This window comes from Micromonospora sp. NPDC049081 (assembly GCF_040648835.1).
GTDB lineage: Bacteria > Actinomycetota > Actinomycetes > Mycobacteriales > Micromonosporaceae > Micromonospora > Micromonospora antibiotica.
The window spans coordinates 137,263-153,396 of record NZ_JBEZEK010000016.1 but is presented as its reverse complement, the minus strand read 5'-3'; the positions used below and the strand labels follow the sequence as shown (position 1 = coordinate 153,396).

The 16,134-nt window shown below is 71.3% G+C and carries 11 protein-coding genes; 8 read left to right on the top strand and 3 right to left on the bottom strand.

Going from position 1 to position 16,134, the window contains the following annotated elements; translation table 11 throughout:
• Positions 1-433 precede the first annotated feature (433 nt).
• The 7 genes from AB0B63_RS22450 (at position 434) to AB0B63_RS22420 (ending at position 10,800) form a co-directional block, all read left to right on the top strand.
• Positions 434-958 (top strand): LuxR C-terminal-related transcriptional regulator, encoded by a 525-nt coding sequence (locus AB0B63_RS22450; protein WP_357021744.1) that lies wholly within the window; start codon positions 434-436, stop codon positions 956-958.
• 253 nt (positions 959-1,211) lie between these two features.
• A complete protein-coding gene (locus tag AB0B63_RS22445) occupies positions 1,212-2,114 on the top strand; it encodes a hypothetical protein (RefSeq protein ID WP_208565540.1) in 903 nt (300 codons plus the stop codon).
• A gap of 29 nt (positions 2,115-2,143) precedes the next feature.
• Complete coding sequence (locus AB0B63_RS22440; protein WP_357021740.1) at positions 2,144-3,379, top strand: hypothetical protein; 1,236 nt, start codon at positions 2,144-2,146, stop codon at positions 3,377-3,379.
• Positions 3,380-3,595: 216 nt separating this feature from the next.
• Complete coding sequence (locus AB0B63_RS22435) at positions 3,596-6,391, top strand: immune inhibitor A domain-containing protein (RefSeq protein WP_357021737.1); 2,796 nt, start codon at positions 3,596-3,598, stop codon at positions 6,389-6,391.
• 370 nt (positions 6,392-6,761) lie between these two features.
• Positions 6,762-9,155, top strand: a complete 2,394-nt coding sequence (locus AB0B63_RS22430; RefSeq protein ID WP_357021754.1) for an immune inhibitor A domain-containing protein — start codon at positions 6,762-6,764, stop codon at positions 9,153-9,155.
• Positions 9,156-9,340: 185 nt separating this feature from the next.
• Positions 9,341-9,724 carry a hypothetical protein gene (locus AB0B63_RS22425; protein ID WP_357021735.1) on the top strand — a complete coding sequence of 128 codons (384 nt, stop codon included), beginning with the start codon at positions 9,341-9,343 and terminating at the stop codon, positions 9,722-9,724.
• 143 nt (positions 9,725-9,867) lie between these two features.
• Complete coding sequence (locus AB0B63_RS22420; protein WP_208565536.1) at positions 9,868-10,800, top strand: alpha/beta hydrolase; 933 nt, start codon at positions 9,868-9,870, stop codon at positions 10,798-10,800.
• Positions 10,801-10,956: 156 nt separating this feature from the next.
• On the opposite strand, the gene AB0B63_RS22415 is transcribed toward AB0B63_RS22420, so the two are convergent.
• Together AB0B63_RS22415 and AB0B63_RS22410 are read right to left on the bottom strand one after the other, a co-directional pair.
• Positions 10,957-11,322 carry a hypothetical protein gene (locus AB0B63_RS22415; protein ID WP_208565535.1) on the bottom strand — a complete coding sequence of 122 codons (366 nt, stop codon included), beginning with the start codon at positions 11,320-11,322 and terminating at the stop codon, positions 10,957-10,959.
• Complete coding sequence (locus tag AB0B63_RS22410; protein WP_357021730.1) at positions 11,319-14,303, bottom strand: SseB family protein; 2,985 nt, start codon at positions 14,301-14,303, stop codon at positions 11,319-11,321. The genes AB0B63_RS22415 and AB0B63_RS22410 overlap by 4 nt, the downstream gene beginning before the upstream one ends.
• Positions 14,304-14,456: 153 nt before the next feature.
• On the opposite strand from AB0B63_RS22410, the gene mycP reads away from it, so the two are divergent.
• Entirely contained in the window at positions 14,457-15,677 is a 1,221-nt protein-coding gene (gene mycP, locus AB0B63_RS22405) for a type VII secretion-associated serine protease mycosin (protein ID WP_357021727.1), read from the top strand.
• Positions 15,678-15,836: 159 nt separating this feature from the next.
• On the opposite strand, the gene AB0B63_RS22400 is transcribed toward mycP, so the two are convergent.
• On the bottom strand, positions 15,837-16,130 hold the full coding sequence (locus tag AB0B63_RS22400) for a WXG100 family type VII secretion target (protein ID WP_208565533.1): 294 nt from the start codon (positions 16,128-16,130) through the stop codon (positions 15,837-15,839).
• Positions 16,131-16,134: the final 4 nt, after the last annotated feature.

Below are 16,134 nucleotides of genomic sequence, written 5' to 3'. Positions count from 1 at the left end.
GGTTGATGACCTGAACCTCTTGATCACCGACCCCCGGTTCGCTGGGTGGGGTGGCGGGTGAGCCGGGTGGTGCCGGTGGGGTCGGACCGGCACCCACCGCCGTTTCTACGCCTGGCTGCGCGCTCGGACGGGGCAGCGCACGGGGAACCGCCCGTGCGACAATCGTCACCGTCAAGGTACGAGATTGCGCAGGACCGTCGAGCACCTGACCGAGCTATTGGAAAGTTTGCCTACACGGGGGTGATGGCATCGATGTGGCATTTTCGATCAGAGACTGAACGTCCTCCGGAACACCAGGCCGGCTGCAGGTTGCAGCAATAGCGACAGAAGCGCCGAACGAGATCCCGTTCCGCGTTCTTTCGATCGAGTTCAATCCGACGGTGAATACCGACCGTCGGATCGGGCTGCCGTGTTCCTATTCAGAGGACGACCGATGATTCAAATCTCAGTTCTCGGCGGCGATCCGGCTTTCCGGCGTGTCGTCGGCGACCTGCTCGGCTCGGCCGGTCTGACCGTCACCCAGCCGGCACCGGCCACCGACCCGGGCGGGTTGCCGCGCAGCGGCTCCGCCGGGGTCCGGGCTGACGCAGCGGGGAGTCTGCCCGCCGGGCACTGCCTCCTGCTGGTCACCGGCGCGGCACCGGACGAGCAGGACGGTGTCCACGACCTAGTGACCATGCTGGCCGGGCGTGGACCGGCCGACACCGTCCCGACACCCGTCGACCAGCCCACGCCGGGCACCGGGCAGCGCGACCCCGGGCCTGGCCGACAACGACTCTCCCAGCGGGAACGTGAGGTTCTCGACTGCATCGCCAACGGGCTCACCCACAACCAGACGGCAGCTCGACTGCGGGTGAGCGTGCACACCGTCAACACCTACGTCAAGCGACTCAAGGCGAAACTCGGACACGGCAACAAGGCGTTCCTCACCCGGGCGGCGCTCGCTCCTCAGCCCTGAGGCGGTGCGCCTTTGCGCGTACCGATTCGTGACGTTGTTTTCGCCGTGGTGAACGCGTTTCTTCGCTGGACGCGGTAGTCGTTGGGCCGCCTTTCCACTACCAAGGCGACCCTGTCCCCAGAATGCGGGACAGGCGGATCCGTCGCACCGTTATTACGATTCGACCCAGCCGCACCGAATCGATTCTGTGAACCGCCGGAAAGGCCGGGCGGTTCACCCTACCCACATTGTGGAGGATCACTTGAAGACAGCGATGACGAGCTACCGGCGCGCTGCCGGCGGTTTCGCCGCCCTGATGATCGGGTGCGCCGTCGCGCTCACCGCCCCCACCTCGGCACTGGCCGAGGTGATCGACCCCGACCAGCCGTACAACGGCATCGAAGGCAACTTCACCGGCGGTGACGTCACCGATCCCTCGATCGAGCAGCCGACGGACAGCCAGACGTCCCTCAAGATCCAGCTGTCCCAGGAGTACTACGCGGTCAACTTCCAAGGGGCCGATCCGACCCAGCTCAACATGCTCGAAGCGGACTACGTCGCCCAGTACGGCGACTCCGGCTACGTCGATCCGGGAGACGGTGCCGGTCTGCGCACCACAGCGGCCAGCAGCCGCATCCTGGGTCTGAGCCAGACCGGCCAGAGCAAGGGATACTACTGCGGCCCAGCCTCGGGTTACATGATCCTCCGTTACCTGCACGGGACCGGGTTCAAGAGCAAGTACAACGGGGCCAGCCTCTCCCAGCCCAACCTGGCCACCAGCTCGCACATGGCCACCGAGGCGAACGGGGCCACCACCTGGACCAGCAAGCGATTCGCCACCGGCATCAACCGCTGGCGCGGCTTCAACTGGTACGTGCAGGTGCCCAAGCCCAGTGGTTCGCTGCTGGTCGCCGTCTTCGCCCACAGCATCGGCGGTAACGGCATGCCGATCGGGGCCGACACCGTGGAGTTCGCCGGCGGATCGCACTACAACGGACACCCGACCAACAAGACGATCGGTCACTGGATCGTCGGATTCGGTTACACTGCGTCCGGTCAGACCTCAAGCTGGGCCGACCCGGCGACCACGGTGTGGTCCGCCACGAAGCCATCGTTCAGCTACAGCACCTCAAGCTTCGCAACCCGCTTCCTCCAGTCCAACGGGATCGTGTACTGACCGTGCGACGAACACTGACAGTGGCGCTGTTGCTCCTCGCTGTCGGTGGCTGCGACGACGAGCAGGGGGTGGGCTCGCCCGGACACCGGGACGCGCCCACCCCCGGCATCTCGGCGAGCGGCTCCGCCAGCAGCCCTGGGGCCTCCTTCCGGGTCCGGTCCCGGTACGCCACCACCGACGCGGTCGACGCCGTACCGGGCCGCGAGTTCCAGGTCAGCTTCAGCCTGAGCGGCACGACGGCGCCCGGGCGTACCCTCAACCACCTGGGCCTGACGCCGGACGGGCAGATGATCACCGCGGCCAACCCGGCCGCCACCACCCGCAGCGGCGAGGTGGTCATCGGCCAGAGCCAGGTGGGGCTCTACGCAGGCAGCCGAGTGCGCGGCATGTCCCCCGCCCCGCACGGCGCGGCCCGTCAGGCCATCTACGGGGACGCCGACGAGCGGACCGTGGCCTGGCTGGAGACGACCAGCACCGACATGTACCAGATGGACTGGCGGGTCTACGGCTTCGACCGGGCTGCTGGCCGGACGGTGCTGCTTGGCGATTCCGCAGCCGTCTCCAAGGGCAGGAAGATGCCCATCCCACCCGGTTCGTCGATGCTCTCGGTGGGCACCGACCGGGTCTACTGGACCACGGCCGTCCCCACCACCGGTCAACCCGAGTTCGGTGCCCAGGTCCTGGGCAGGTCCGTCACCGGGAGCCGGGCGGCGGAGGTGGTGGCCGAGCGCGCGAAGCTCCCCGCTGCGGCGGGCAGCGACCTCTACTACGTGCGCTCGGCGGACGTGTCCCCCGGCTTCCCGGCGGACCGGTACGAGATCCGCAAGGTGACCGGTGGCCGGGACGACCTGCTCACCACGGGCCCGCTGGCAAAGGAGCAGCAGGTCACCGCCCTGACGGCGGAGCCCGGTCGGGTTGCCTGGATCGTGTCGGCCCCGGCACCGGAGCCGAACGCGTCGCTGTTCGTCCTGGACACCGCCACCGGAGACGCCACCGAGGTCACACTCGGTGACGACGGCACCTCCATGACGCTGAGCTCCTCCCCGCGCTACGTCTGCTGGAGCAACGGCAGCGGCGGTGGCGATGCCGGGCAGTACGCCCTGGACGTCAGGACGCAGCGGCTCTGGCGGCTCGGCGAAGCACCCGGGTTGAGCCTCGTGTTCGCCGCAGGTGACTACCTCGCCTGGTCGAAGCTCGGCGCGGAGCCGCAGAAGCCGGACCAGAACTCCCTCACGGTGGCCAGACTGGCGGCCACCGGCGGCTGACTGTTCCGCCACACCGGACGGGCCGACGGCGTGTCCGGTGTGGCGGGTGGGAGCAACCGGAACCGGCTGATCGGTCCGGCCCCGGTGGCTGGGCGGACGGAGAACGGTCGAGCCCCTTGCCAGGTATTGATGAATATGCTTACTTTGCCTCTCATGAGCGCCGGCCTTTCAGGTCAGGCGCTCCTTCGCCCTCACGCCCTCATGACTTGGAGCGGCATGAACATTGTCCCGCCAACCGGCGCACGCCGACGCCTACTCGTCGCGTTGCCCACCCTCGCCCTCGTCGCCGCGTCACTGACCGTGACCGGCAGTGCGGCGGCCCAGCCCGCCGGGCCGGCCACACCGACCCGGATCGGGGCCGACGAGCACTACCTCAACTACGCCGAGCCGGAGGTGCAGCCGGACACCGCGGGTAAGGAGGTCCGGGGCGCCGACGGGATCCGCACCCCGGCGGCGGACGAGGCCCGCGCGTACGACCGCAAGTTCGCCGGCGGCAACCCGGTGGCCGCCCGGGAACTGGCCCGCAACGAGGCGCGGGCGATCCGCACCGGGCAGAGCCCGCGCGCGTTCAAGAAGGCCAAGAGCACCCAGACGGCCAAGCTGCTCACCCTGCTGGTCGAGTTCAACGACCAGGCCAACGACGACTTCACCGGGGTGATGGTCCCCAAGACGGTCTTCGAGGACCGCACCTGCGTGCCCGGCACCGTCCAGAACGGACCGAAGCACAACACCATCCCCAACCCGGCGACCCTGCCGCACGAGGACAACAACTCGATGTGGGTTCCGGACTTCTCGCCCGCCCACTTCGACAAGATGCTCTACACCAAGCAGGGCATCACCGAGCGGGTGCGTAAGGACCTCAAGGGCCCGGACGGCAAGAAGGGCATCGACCTGTCCGGCCGCACCATGCACAACATGTACCTGGAGATGTCCAAGGGCGCGTACACGGTGGACGGGCAGGCCAGCCCGTGGATCACCGTGCCGCACTCGGAGGGCTGGTACGCAGCCTCGCGCTGCTTCCAGGACGAGACGGGCGCCTGGGTCGCCGGTCGGCAGCAGGCGATGAACGGCCACCCGGACAACCCGCAGGGCGCGGGGCGGCTCGCCACCGACGCGATCGACGCGCTGGCCGCGGCCGACCCGAACTTCCCCTGGGCCGACTACGACATCGAGGACCAGGGCGACCGCGACGGCGACGGCAACGTCAACGAGCCGGACGGCGTGATCGACCACCTGGTGCTGGTGCACGCCGGCCAGGGCAAGTCCCGTGGCGGCGGCGACCAGGGCGTGTACGCGGTCTGGGCGCACTCCTCCACGGTCGCCGGTGGCTACACCATCCCCGGCACGAACCTGAAGGCGTCCAACTACATCGTGCAGCCGGAGGACGCCGGGGTCGGCGTCTTCGCCCACGAGTTCGGTCACGACCTGGGCCTGCCGGACCTCTACGACACCTCGGGCAACGCCGACTCGGACGTCGACTTCTGGGACCTGATGGCGTCCGGCTCGCACACCGGTGAGATCTTCCAGGCCCTGCCGACGCACATGGGCATCTGGGACAAGTGGGTGCTGGGCTGGGCCGATCCGCTCACCATCGCCCCCGGCACGCGGACCCGTACGGCGTCGCTCGGGCAGACCTCGCGGACCCCGGTGGGCACCCAGGACGGCATCAAGATCGACCTGCCGGACAAGGTGGTCACCCTCGCCCAGCCGCACAGCGGCACCGGGATGTGGTACAGCGGCGCCGACCAGGCCTGGGCGGACGTGAAGCTCAGCCGGCAGGTGGCCGTCCCGGCCGCCACCGACGCGAAGTTCTGGATGTGGAACAACTACGTCATCGAGGAGGACTGGGACTACGGCTTCGTCGAGGTCTCCACCGACGGCGGAGCCACCTGGGCCGAGCAGAAGGTCTACGACGCGGCCGGTGCGCTGGTCTCCACGAACGACGGTTACGCCGACCCGAACGGCCGCATGGTCGACTTCGGCAACAAGAAGTACGGCCTGACCGGCAGCACCGACGGCTGGCGGCACGACTGGATCGACCTGTCGGCGTACGCCGGCACGACCGTGCAGGTGCGGCTGCGGTACGCCACCGACGAGGCGTTCCAGGAGCGGGGCTGGTTCGCCGACGACCTCTCGGTCACCGGCGGTGGGGCCCCCACGTTCAGCGATGACGTCGAGGGCGGCACGAACGGCTGGACGCTGACCGGTGGCACCTTCACCGACACCACCGGCGCGGGTTGGCACATCGACCCGGGCACCCAGGTCAAGGCGCAGTACTACCTGGCCGAGTGGCGCAACTTCGACGGCTTCGACATGGGCCTGAAGTACGCCTACGACACCATCTACTCGCACGAGGCGTGGAAGGTGGACCGGATCTCGTACAACGCGCCGGGGATGCTGGTCTGGTACCGGGACACGATGCTGGGCGACGTCAACCACGTCACCGGGCAGATGACCGCGCTGCCCAGCTACGGGGCCAAGGGCGGACTGCTGATCGTGGACTCGCACTACGATCCGCTGCGGCGTACCGGTGAGGCGGCGGCGAAGGACCCGTCGGTGCTGGACAACCTGCCGAGCCGGCCGCAGTCGGCGAACGCGGCGTTCTCGCTGAACCCGACGTACCCGTTCACCGAGTGCCTGGAGGCGGCGGACGAGCCGTACAGCGCGTACTGCACGAAGTTCCCGCGGCAGCACCCGGTGTCGGGCTTCAACGACGCCAAGGGCTGGTACCCGGGCATCGAGATGCGCGACGGTGCGCCGTACGCCCGGGACAACGACGCCTCGGTGGTGCTCCCGTCGCGGGGCAACAAGCCGTACACCACCCGGGTGGTGAACCCGGACGGCACGCCGGCCACCGAGTTCTACGGCGTGACGCTGGGCGGTGGGGCGATCGTGCTCGGTACCGGCAACCCGTCGGACTCGAAGGTCCGCAACGGGGTCTCCATCAAGATCGAGTCGGCCGCGCCGGACAACTCGTACGCGGTCGTCCGGATCACTCCGGCGAAGTACTGAACCCCGCGTCGGGTAAATCCGACGATGCGGCGGTAAGGGTCAGCAACTGACCGTTTGGTGAACAGTGGGCCGGTGGCGGAGATGCCGCCGGCCCACTGTTTCACGCATCGCAGCAATCCAATCGAAATACATCACTGCGATTCCCTGCCGGGGCGTCCGGGCTGCTCATGACCGTTGATGAACATGCGGTGTGTGACGGTGAAAAGCGATCTCATCAAAATCTTGCAACAAATCGACGCGTACATCTTCCCACCCGTCCCGGCAGTGTCTATGTTCACCATGGGTCCCACTAGTGGGACGTTCCATGCCGGCCCGTACCCCCGTTGGGTCGGTTCCCTCACACCGGAGGTACCACGTGCGCAAAGTCGCAGTGGGTCTGCTCGGGCTCTCGCTGACGGCGACAGGTCTGGTGACGGGTACGTCCGCCAGCGCTGCGCCGACGCCGAAGCTCCCGACGGCCGCCCCGTCGATCGCGGAGCCCGCCAACGCGGACCACGATCTGCCCAACCCGCTCGAGACGAAGCGGCGGGCACTGCGCCAGGAGGGCCTCAGCGAGGTCCTCTCGGGTAAGGTCAAGGCGCAGAAGATCAACGGCAGCACGGTCGTCAAGGTTGGCAAGACCCAGGCTGCGGGGCGGAACAACGCCCGGACGACGGCTTCGGGCGTCGCCCAGACGCAGGACCAGTACGTCGAACTGGGCCGCGAGAAGACCGACAAGATCTTCGTCATCCTCGCCGAGTTCGGCAACGAGCGGCACCCGAGCTACCCGGACCAGGACACGGCCCCGGCCGTCCCCGGCCCGACCCGGTTCGACGGACCGCTGCACAACGAGATCCCGGCGCCCAACCGGGCGGTGGACAACTCCACCGTCTGGCAGCCGGACTACAACGCCGACTACTACCGGAAGATCTACTTCGGCACCGGTCAGGGTGACGAGTCGCTGAAGCAGTACTACGAGGCCCAGTCCTCGGGTCGCTACAGCGTCGACGGTGAGGTCACCGACTGGGTCAAGGTGAAGTACAACGAGGCCCGGTACGGCCGCTCCAACGGCTACCCCTGCGCCTCGAACGTCTGCAACAACACCTGGAACCTGGTCCGGGACGCCGCCAACCAGTGGGTCGCCGACCAGAAGGCGGCCGGCCGCACCGACGCCCAGATCGCCGCCGACGTCAAGTCGATGGACGAGTGGGACCGGTACGACTACGACGGCGACGGCAACTTCAACGAGCCGGACGGCTACATCGACCACTTCCAGATCGTCCACTCCGGCGGCGACCAGGCCGACGGCGACCCGATCCAGGGTGAGGACGCCATCTGGAGCCACCGGTGGTACGCCTTCGCCTCTGACCAGGGCAACACGGGCCCGTCGACCTTCCCGGGCGGCGGCACCCAGATCGGCAACACCGGCGTCTGGATCGGCGACTACACGATCCAGCCGGAAAACGGTGGCCGGAGCGTCTTCTACCACGAGTACGGTCACGACCTCGGTCTGCCGGACGACTACAACGTCATCAACAGCGGTGACAACAACAACGAGCACTGGACCCTGATGGCCCAGAGCCGGCTCGGTGCCAAGAACGACCAGGGCATCGGCGACCGGGGCGGCGACCTCGGCGCGTGGAACAAGCTCCAGCTCAACTGGCTCGACTACGAGGTCGTGGTGGCCGGCCAGCAGAAGACCCTCAACCTGGGCCCGCAGGAGTACAACTCCGACAAGGCGCAGGGTGCCGTGGTCGTGCTGCCGCAGCGGGAGTACAGCTTCCAGAACGGCAAGCCGTTCGAGGGGACGAAGCAGTTCTTCTCCGGCAACGACGACGACCTGAACACCACGATGACGCGGACGATCGACCTCACGGGGAAGACCAGCGCCGCGCTCACCATGAAGGGTCGTTACTCGATCGAGGCGGACTACGACTACCTCTTCTTCGAGGCCAGCACCGACGGTGGCCAGACCTGGTCCACCCTGCCGGGTACCGCCAACGGCAAGGCCCTCAAGGAGATCTCCCCCGGGCGCTTCGCCCTGGACGGCTCCAGCAACGGCCAGTGGGTCGACGTCAACATCCCGATGAACGCGGCGGCCGGCAAGGTGGTGCAGTTCCGGCTGCGCTACCAGACCGACGGCGGTGTCTCCGAGGGCGGCTTCTACGGTGACGCGATCACCATCACCGCCGATGGGCAGACCGTGCTCACCGATGGTGCGGAGGCCGGTGCCGCCGGCTGGACCCTGAACGGGTTCAGCGTCGTGGCCGAGACCTACATCCGCAAGTTCGACAACTACTACATCGCGGGCAACCGGTCGTACGTGTCGTACGACCAGTACCTCAAGACCGGCCCGTACTACTTCGGTTACGCGAACACCCGCCCGGACTACGTGGACCACTACGCGTACCAGGAGGGTCTGCTGATCTCCTACTGGAACCTCCGGTGGGCCGACAACGACACCTTCGACCACCCGGGCGAGGGTCGGAACATGATCATCGACGCGCACCCGGAGCCGCTGTACAACCTGACCGGTGCCCCCTGGCGGGCCCGCGTCCAGGTGTACGACGCGCCGTTCAGCCTGAAGAAGGCGGACTCGTTCACGCTGCACATCAACAGCGTGCCGCAGTACGTCCGTGGTCAGGCCGCGCAGCCGCTGTTCGACGACACCAAGCAGTACTGGTACCCGGAGCTGCCGAACCACGGCGTCAAGCTCCCGGCCACCGGCACCAAGATCCGCGTGGTGGAGCAGAACGGCACCTCGGTGAAGGTTCGCTTCTCCTGATCCGCTGATCAGCGCACCATCCGCTGTACCCGATGCCCGGGCAGGTCTCCTGCCCGGGCATCGGCCCGTTCCGGGCAGGTCGCTGTCAGCCACCCCGGCTCCGGGCGAGGGGTGCCGGCCCACCGACGACGTGGCACGCTGGCCGTGCGCGTACCCACGTCGGGTGCGCCGGGAACGGAGGCACCGTGACCGACGACCGGACCCCGACCACCGACCCGTCGCCCGACACCCGGGCGTCGGACCCCGGCCCGGGTGGGGCCCCGCCCGCCGGCCGGCCGACGCCACTCTCCGCCACCCCGCCGACCCTGCGGCGGCCCGCCGCGCCCCCACGGCACCCCACCGACCAGCGCCGGGCCGACCGGCTCGCCGGCCGGATCACCCGCGGCGGCGACGGCCCCTGCTACGGCCTGGTCACCGACGACGGCCGGGAGTACGCGCTACACGGCACCGGCCTGGGCACCTTCGCCACCGGCACCACCGTCCTGGTCACCGTCGGGCCGGCCGATCCGGCCGCCACCTGCGGTCCCGGCATCCCGGTGGGCATCGTCGCCATCAACGTGGTCCGCTGAGCCCACTCAGCCCGACCGAGCACTGCCGGCGACCCGATTCCACCCGATCCGACCGGCCCCGGTTGAGCCCGCTCAGCCGGTTCGGCCGCGCCGCCCGGGTCGGCGGGGCGATCGACCGGTGCCGAGGTCCTAGGCTGTGCCCCATGACCGAGCAGCGTGGCGGGCCCGTCGACGAGTCCTGCGTCCTCACCGAGGGGCCGTGGACGCACCGGTTCGTCGGCGCGAACGGCAGCCGGTTCCACGTCGTCGAGGCGGGCACCGGCCCGATGGTGCTCTTCCTGCACGGCTTCCCCGAGCACTGGTGGGCCTGGCACACCATGCTCCCCGCCGTCGCCGACGCCGGCTTCCGGGCCGTCGCGGTGGACCTGCGCGGCTACGGCGCCAGCGACAAACCCCCCCGGGGGTACGACGGCTACACCCTCGCCGCCGACGTCGCCGGCCTGATCCGCGCCCTCGGGGAACGCTCCGCCACCGTGGTCGGCGCCGGTTCGGGCGGGCTGATCGGCTGGACGGCCGCCTCGTTCCACCCCACCCTGGTACGCCGGCTGGTGGTGCTCGGCGCACCCCACCCGCTGCGGCTGCGCGCGGCCATCTTCGCCGACCCGCGCGGCCAGTTCGCCGCCTCCACCCCGGCGCTGAAGTTCCAGCTCCCCCGGTACGAACACGTACTCACCCGGGACGACGCCGCCGAGGTGACCCGGATGCTGCACCGCTGGGGTGGACCCCGCTGGGTGGCCGGCCCGGAGTTCGACGGTTACGCGCAACGCTGCCGGGAGGCGATGCTGATTCCGCAGGCCGCCTTCTGCGCCCTGGAGGGCTACCGGTGGGCCTTCCGCTCGGTGCTGCGGCTACACGGCTACCGCTTCGTCCGGCTGATGCAGAAGCCCCTGGTCACCCCCACCCTGCAACTGCACGGGGCGGCCGACGTCGCCTCCCTGCCGCGTACCGCCCAGGGCTCCGGCCGGTACGTCAGCGCCCCCTACGAGTGGCGGCTGCTCGACGGGGTGGGCCACTTCCCCCACGTGGAGGCCGGGGACGTGGTGCTCGGCGAGATCCTGCGCTGGACCAAGTCCTGACCCGGCCCGTACCCGGGCGAGGACGGTGAGCGGGCCACCCTCGCCGCCGGCCACCCGCTGCCGCCGGTCACGAGCGCGGTGTCGACGGATCCACTGCCGGCTGGCCCGCTGCCGGCTGGTCCGCTGCCGGTTGGCCCGACGACCGCGGGCCGAGGGTCAGACCCGCTGTTCGCGCAGGTCGACGACCTCGGCGGCCGGTGCCCAACCCTGGTAGACGCCGAAGTCGAAGACCTCAAGCCCCATCGCCTGCGCCACCGGCCAGCGACCACCGGTGTACTCGACCCGCAGCCAGCCGTCGTGCTCACCGAGCACGATGAACGGTTGCCCCTGCCAGGTGCAGGTGGTCCGCACGTACGCCAACTTCTCGACCTCGCCGGCCGGGACGACCCGCACGTACCGGCCGGGGCGTACCTCCTCGAAGCCGTCCGCGGGCTCCGGCTGGTAGATCCGTACATGGTCGCCGTCCGGGCTGACCTGGTATTCCCGGCCCTGCCAACGGGCCACGTAGCCGTCGCGCATCACGACTGCCCCACCCGTCGCCAGACCAGCGCGTCGGTGTCCAGGATGGCGATGACCCCTTCGGTGCCCTCCGCGCCGATCCGCCAGAGCTGCGCCCCGTGCGGCAGCCGGGCACTGTCCACCTTGAACTCGGCCACCACGTCGCTGCTCTCCCCCGGGGCGAATCCGTTGCCCCGGAACGGCGCACGTTCGATGACCCAGCCCTCCATGGCCCGCATCGCCGCCTCGTTCTGCCCGCCGTACGGGATGCGGTAGAGGCTCGGCCGGTACGCCGGCCAGCGCAGCACGTAGGCCGCCTCGGCGTCGCGGGCGAAGGGGGAGCCCGGGTAGCCCAGTCCCAGGGCGTCGTGCAGCTCCGCCGGGGTGGTCAGGTGGGCCAGTTCACCGGCCCGGTGCACGAAACCGGAGACCCGGTCGTAGCCGCGTTCCAGGTAGTAGGCGAGCTGGCTCGGGGCGATCGCCTTCTGCATCACCACCGGGCGGGACGGATCGGTGGCCGGCGGGGCGTACCGGGTGCGTTCGGCCGGCGCCTCGGCGGCGGCCACCGGCTCCAGGTCCGCCTCGTCGCCCAGCCCGACCTCGGCCGCCCAGCTGGCCAGGGCGACGATCTGCTCGCCGGGGAGCTTGGCCCCGACCGGGGTGCCGGGGTTGACGGCGAACGCCCAACTCGGGTCCGGCCAACACCGGATCAACTGCACGAAGCGCACCTCGATCGTCTCGACCGGTGGTACGTCGTGCTCGGCCAGCCGTTCCGGTGAGGTGTAGACCACCACGAACGTCTCGCCGTCCGTGGTGCCGGTGCGCCACGCGAAGCCGGGCTCGCCGGGCCGGCTGCCGGTCACCGAATCGGGATTGACCGGCAGCAGCACCCGGGCCAGCAGCAGGGTGGAGAGGAAACCGTCGGTGCTGCCGGCACCAGCGGCGTCCAGCAGGTTCTCCTCGACCTCGTTGGCGGGCAGGAACGACTCGTCGACGGCGGCGACGGGCGGGGCTGCCGGGGCGGCGACGGGCAGGGGCGTCGTGGCGAACCCGGCCGACGCGGCGGTGACCGGACCCGGGTCCACCGCCGCAGCGACCGGCGCGGTGGGCGCAGCGACCGGCACGGTGGGCGCAGCGACCGGCACGGTGGGCGCAGCGACCGGCACGGTGGGCGCAGCGACCGGCACGGTGGGCGCAGCGACCGGCGGAGCCACCGGGACGGCAGCGGGCCCCGCCGCCACCTGCGATGGAACCGCCTTCGCGGCCCGTTCGGAGGCCGGAGTCCACAGGTCGTCGGAGGCGGGCCGGGTGGCCGCACCCGTGGCGGGCGTCGGGGAGGTCGACCCGGCGACTGACGCCGAGGGGGTCGACCCGGCGGCGGAGGGCTGAACGGGTGGCGCGGGCGGCCCGGCGTTCCCGTTGAGGTTGACCGTGTCCTCGGCGACCGGGCCGCCCGCAGCCGCCACCGGGCCGAACGACGGCCCAGGGGCCACCGGCGACGCGGGAGCCGCCACCGGGGCCACCGGCGGCGCGGGAGCTGGCACGGGCACGACCGGCGGCGCGGGCGCTGGCGTCGGGACGACCGGTGGGGTCGGGGCAGCGGCCGGAGCGGGGGCGACGGGCAGGTCGCGGGACTCCAGGATCACCCCCTCTATCACGATGGGCGTGAACCCCCGGCGCGACGCCGGCGGCCCGGAGACCGGTTCGGCGGCGGAGGGCGGCACCTCCTCCGCCTCGTCCGGCACCGGACCGGACGTGCCATTCGCGCCGGGCATACCGTTCGCGGCGGGCATGCCGTTCGCGCTGGCGAACATGTCGGCCCTGCCGCCGGACGGGCCGGCAGGTGGCGGCTGCCGGATGCCCGCCGACGCGTCCGGGGCCGGCTGCCGGCGAGGTAGGGCCTGGGTCGCCTCTGCGGCAGGCGGCCCCACCCGGAAGGCCCGGGTCGGCTCCTCGGCCAGCGGGTCGGGTTGACGGCCGGCGGCCGCCGGCCCGTTGCCCGGAGCGGGGCTGGACGGCTGGCCGGGCGGGCCGACCTGGAACGCCCGGGTGGTTTCGTCCTCGACCGGTTGGGCGGGCGCCGGACGACGCCGGGGGAAGGGCTGACCACCCATGCCGGGCCGGGCCGGTGGCGTCGCCCGTTCGCCGGAACGCAGCGGGTTGTCCCGCGGTGACCGGGAGGCGCCCCGGGCGGCGGACGGTTCGAAGAACGAGGTACGCCCGTTGGTCGGACCGGCGGCTTCCTCGCCCAGGAGGCGGCGGCGGGGGACCGTGGACCAGCCGCCGTTGTGCTGGCCGGGTGCCGGAGCGGGGTCGGGGGACGCCGGGCCGGCGGACCGGCCGTGATCGGGCGACCCGGCAGCGACGTCGCGTGGGCCACCGGGCGCGGCGACCGGATGACCCCGCTCGTCGGTCAGCGACGCACCCTCCGCCGGGCGGGCGGCACCACCGGCGGGTGGTACCGAGGCTGCTGAGGGGACCGGGCGGGGCGGGGCCCAGCCGGCGGGGCCGGCGGAGAGGTCGGTGGTCGGTTCGACGTCGGACGTCCCGTCGGCCGGGAGCCAACCCGGCGTCCGGTCGGGCTCCTGGCGGGACCGCACGCCCGGGGCGCGACCGGGCAACCGTACGTCGCCCCGGGAGAGCTGGGACACGAACCACGCAGGCAGGTAGCCCTCGATCGGCAGCCCGGGATTCACCGCCAGCCACCACTCGTGGTTGGGCCACTCGACGGCCAGGTCGGCGTAGCGGCTGCGCCGGCACGGACCGGCGGAGGCGCCGAGGCAGGCGTGCATGGCGGCGGCCGAGGTGAAGGCCAACACGTGGGTCCGGCCACCGGTGGTCCAGGTGCCCCAACCCATCGGCGTCGCCCCGGCGAGAGCCTGGCCGGAGACCGGAAGGAAAAGGTCCGTACCAGCCAGAATCCGGAAGTAGCGTTCCTGGTCGCTGGCGCGCAGCGCGTCACGCATCGCCGTCTCGGCCTCGGTAGCCGGCTCCCAGTCGGTCACGGCCACCTCTCCTCCCGGATCAGGCCACAGGCGTCGCGTACAACCTACAAGGTGAAAACAAGATCACAATAAGTCGGTCACCGGCCGGCCGACCTGGTAGCTGACCAGGCACTAACATCGCGTTACGGAGTCGACACGATACGGAGGCGGTCGATGCCCCGACCCGGCAGCCGACAAGCGCCCACCATTCTGGCGGCGGCCCTGCTCGCCGCACTGCCGGCGGTCACCGTGTCGTCGGTCACCCCGGCCCACGCCGCCCCGGCCTGCGCCACCGCGCCCGCGCCGGCCAGGCCGGTCGCCGCCCTCCCCTGGCCCCAGCGACGGTACGCCCCGGAGCGGATCGCCCCGCTCGCCACCGGCACCGGCGTCACCGTCGCGGTGATCGACTCGGGTGTCGACCGGCGGCACCCCCAGTTGCGGGGCCGGGTGCTCGACGGCGCGGACTTCCTCGACCCGGGCGTCGACGGCACCCGCGACTGCGCCGGTCACGGCACCGGAGTGGCCAGCATCATCGCCGCCGGGGAGGGGGCGGGGGTGGCCTTCCGCGGGCTCGCACCCGGGTCCCGCATCCTGCCGGTACGGGTGAGCGAACAGCAGGTCGTCGAGGGGCGCGAGTCGGGGCGTACGGTCAGCGCCGCCGACTTCGCCCGGGCCGTCCGCTGGGCGGTGGACCACGACGCCGACGTGCTCAACCTCTCCGTCGTCCTGTACGCCGACAACCCGGCCGTGCGGGACGCCATCGACTACGCGGTCCGGCGCGACGTGGTCGTGGTGGCCGCCGCCGGCAACCTGCACGACGGTGGCGACCCGCTGCCCTACCCCGCCGCGTACGACGGGGTGCTCGGTGTCGGTGCGATCACCCCGGCGGGCACCCGCACCTCGTTCTCGCAGGTCGGGACGTACGTCGACCTGGTCGCCCCGGGCAGTGAGGTGCTGATGGCCGCGCCGGGGCAGGGCCATCAACGTGCCGAGGGGACCAGTTACGCCGCCCCGTTCGTGGCGGCCACCGCGGCGCTGCTGCGGCAGTACCGGCCGGAACTCAGCGCCGCCGAGGTGACGCGCCGGATCGTGGGCACCACCGATCCGGCGCCGGGCGGGCGGCGGGGTGGCTACGGGGCCGGCGTGCTCAACCCGTACCGGGCGGTCGTGGAGACCGGCACCGGTCCCGGGCCCGCCGCCCGGTCGACGCTGGCGCTGCCGGCGGAGCGGGCCGACCCGGCGCTGCTGGCCCGGCAGCACCGCCGGGCGGCGACCCGGGACCGGGCACTGCTGGTGGCCACGGTCACCGGCGGGGCGCTCGCGGTGGCGGTGCTGCTGGCGGTGGTGCTCCCCCGGGGCGGCCGCCGACGCTGGCACCCGGCCGGATCCGCCTGACGGCAGTGCAGGGCCGGATCCGCCCGACGACGACACCCGGCCGGATCCGCCCGACGACGACACCCGGCCGGATCCGCCCGACGACGACACCCGGCCGGGTCCGCCTGGCGGCAGCGCCCGACCGGTGGGTCGTCGGACGCTGCCGCCAGCACGGGCGGCTCACTGGAACAGGCCGACGTTGCGCTTCTCGGTGTTGAGGTAGTCGGCGGCGGAGTCGTCCACCGCGAGCTTGATGTCGCGCAGCATGGCCTGGAGGTCCTGCGAGGCGGACCGCCACCGCGCCTGCCGTTGCTCGTACGCCTGCCGGGCCTCACCGTCCCAGCCGGCGATCAGCGGGGCGGCATCCCGCTCCAGTTGACCGAGCTGCGCGTCGAGGGTGTTCAACGCCTTCTGGATGTCCGCGCCGGCCTGGTGCAGGGCGGCGAAGTTGACGACCAGCACACCGTGGTCCATCGGA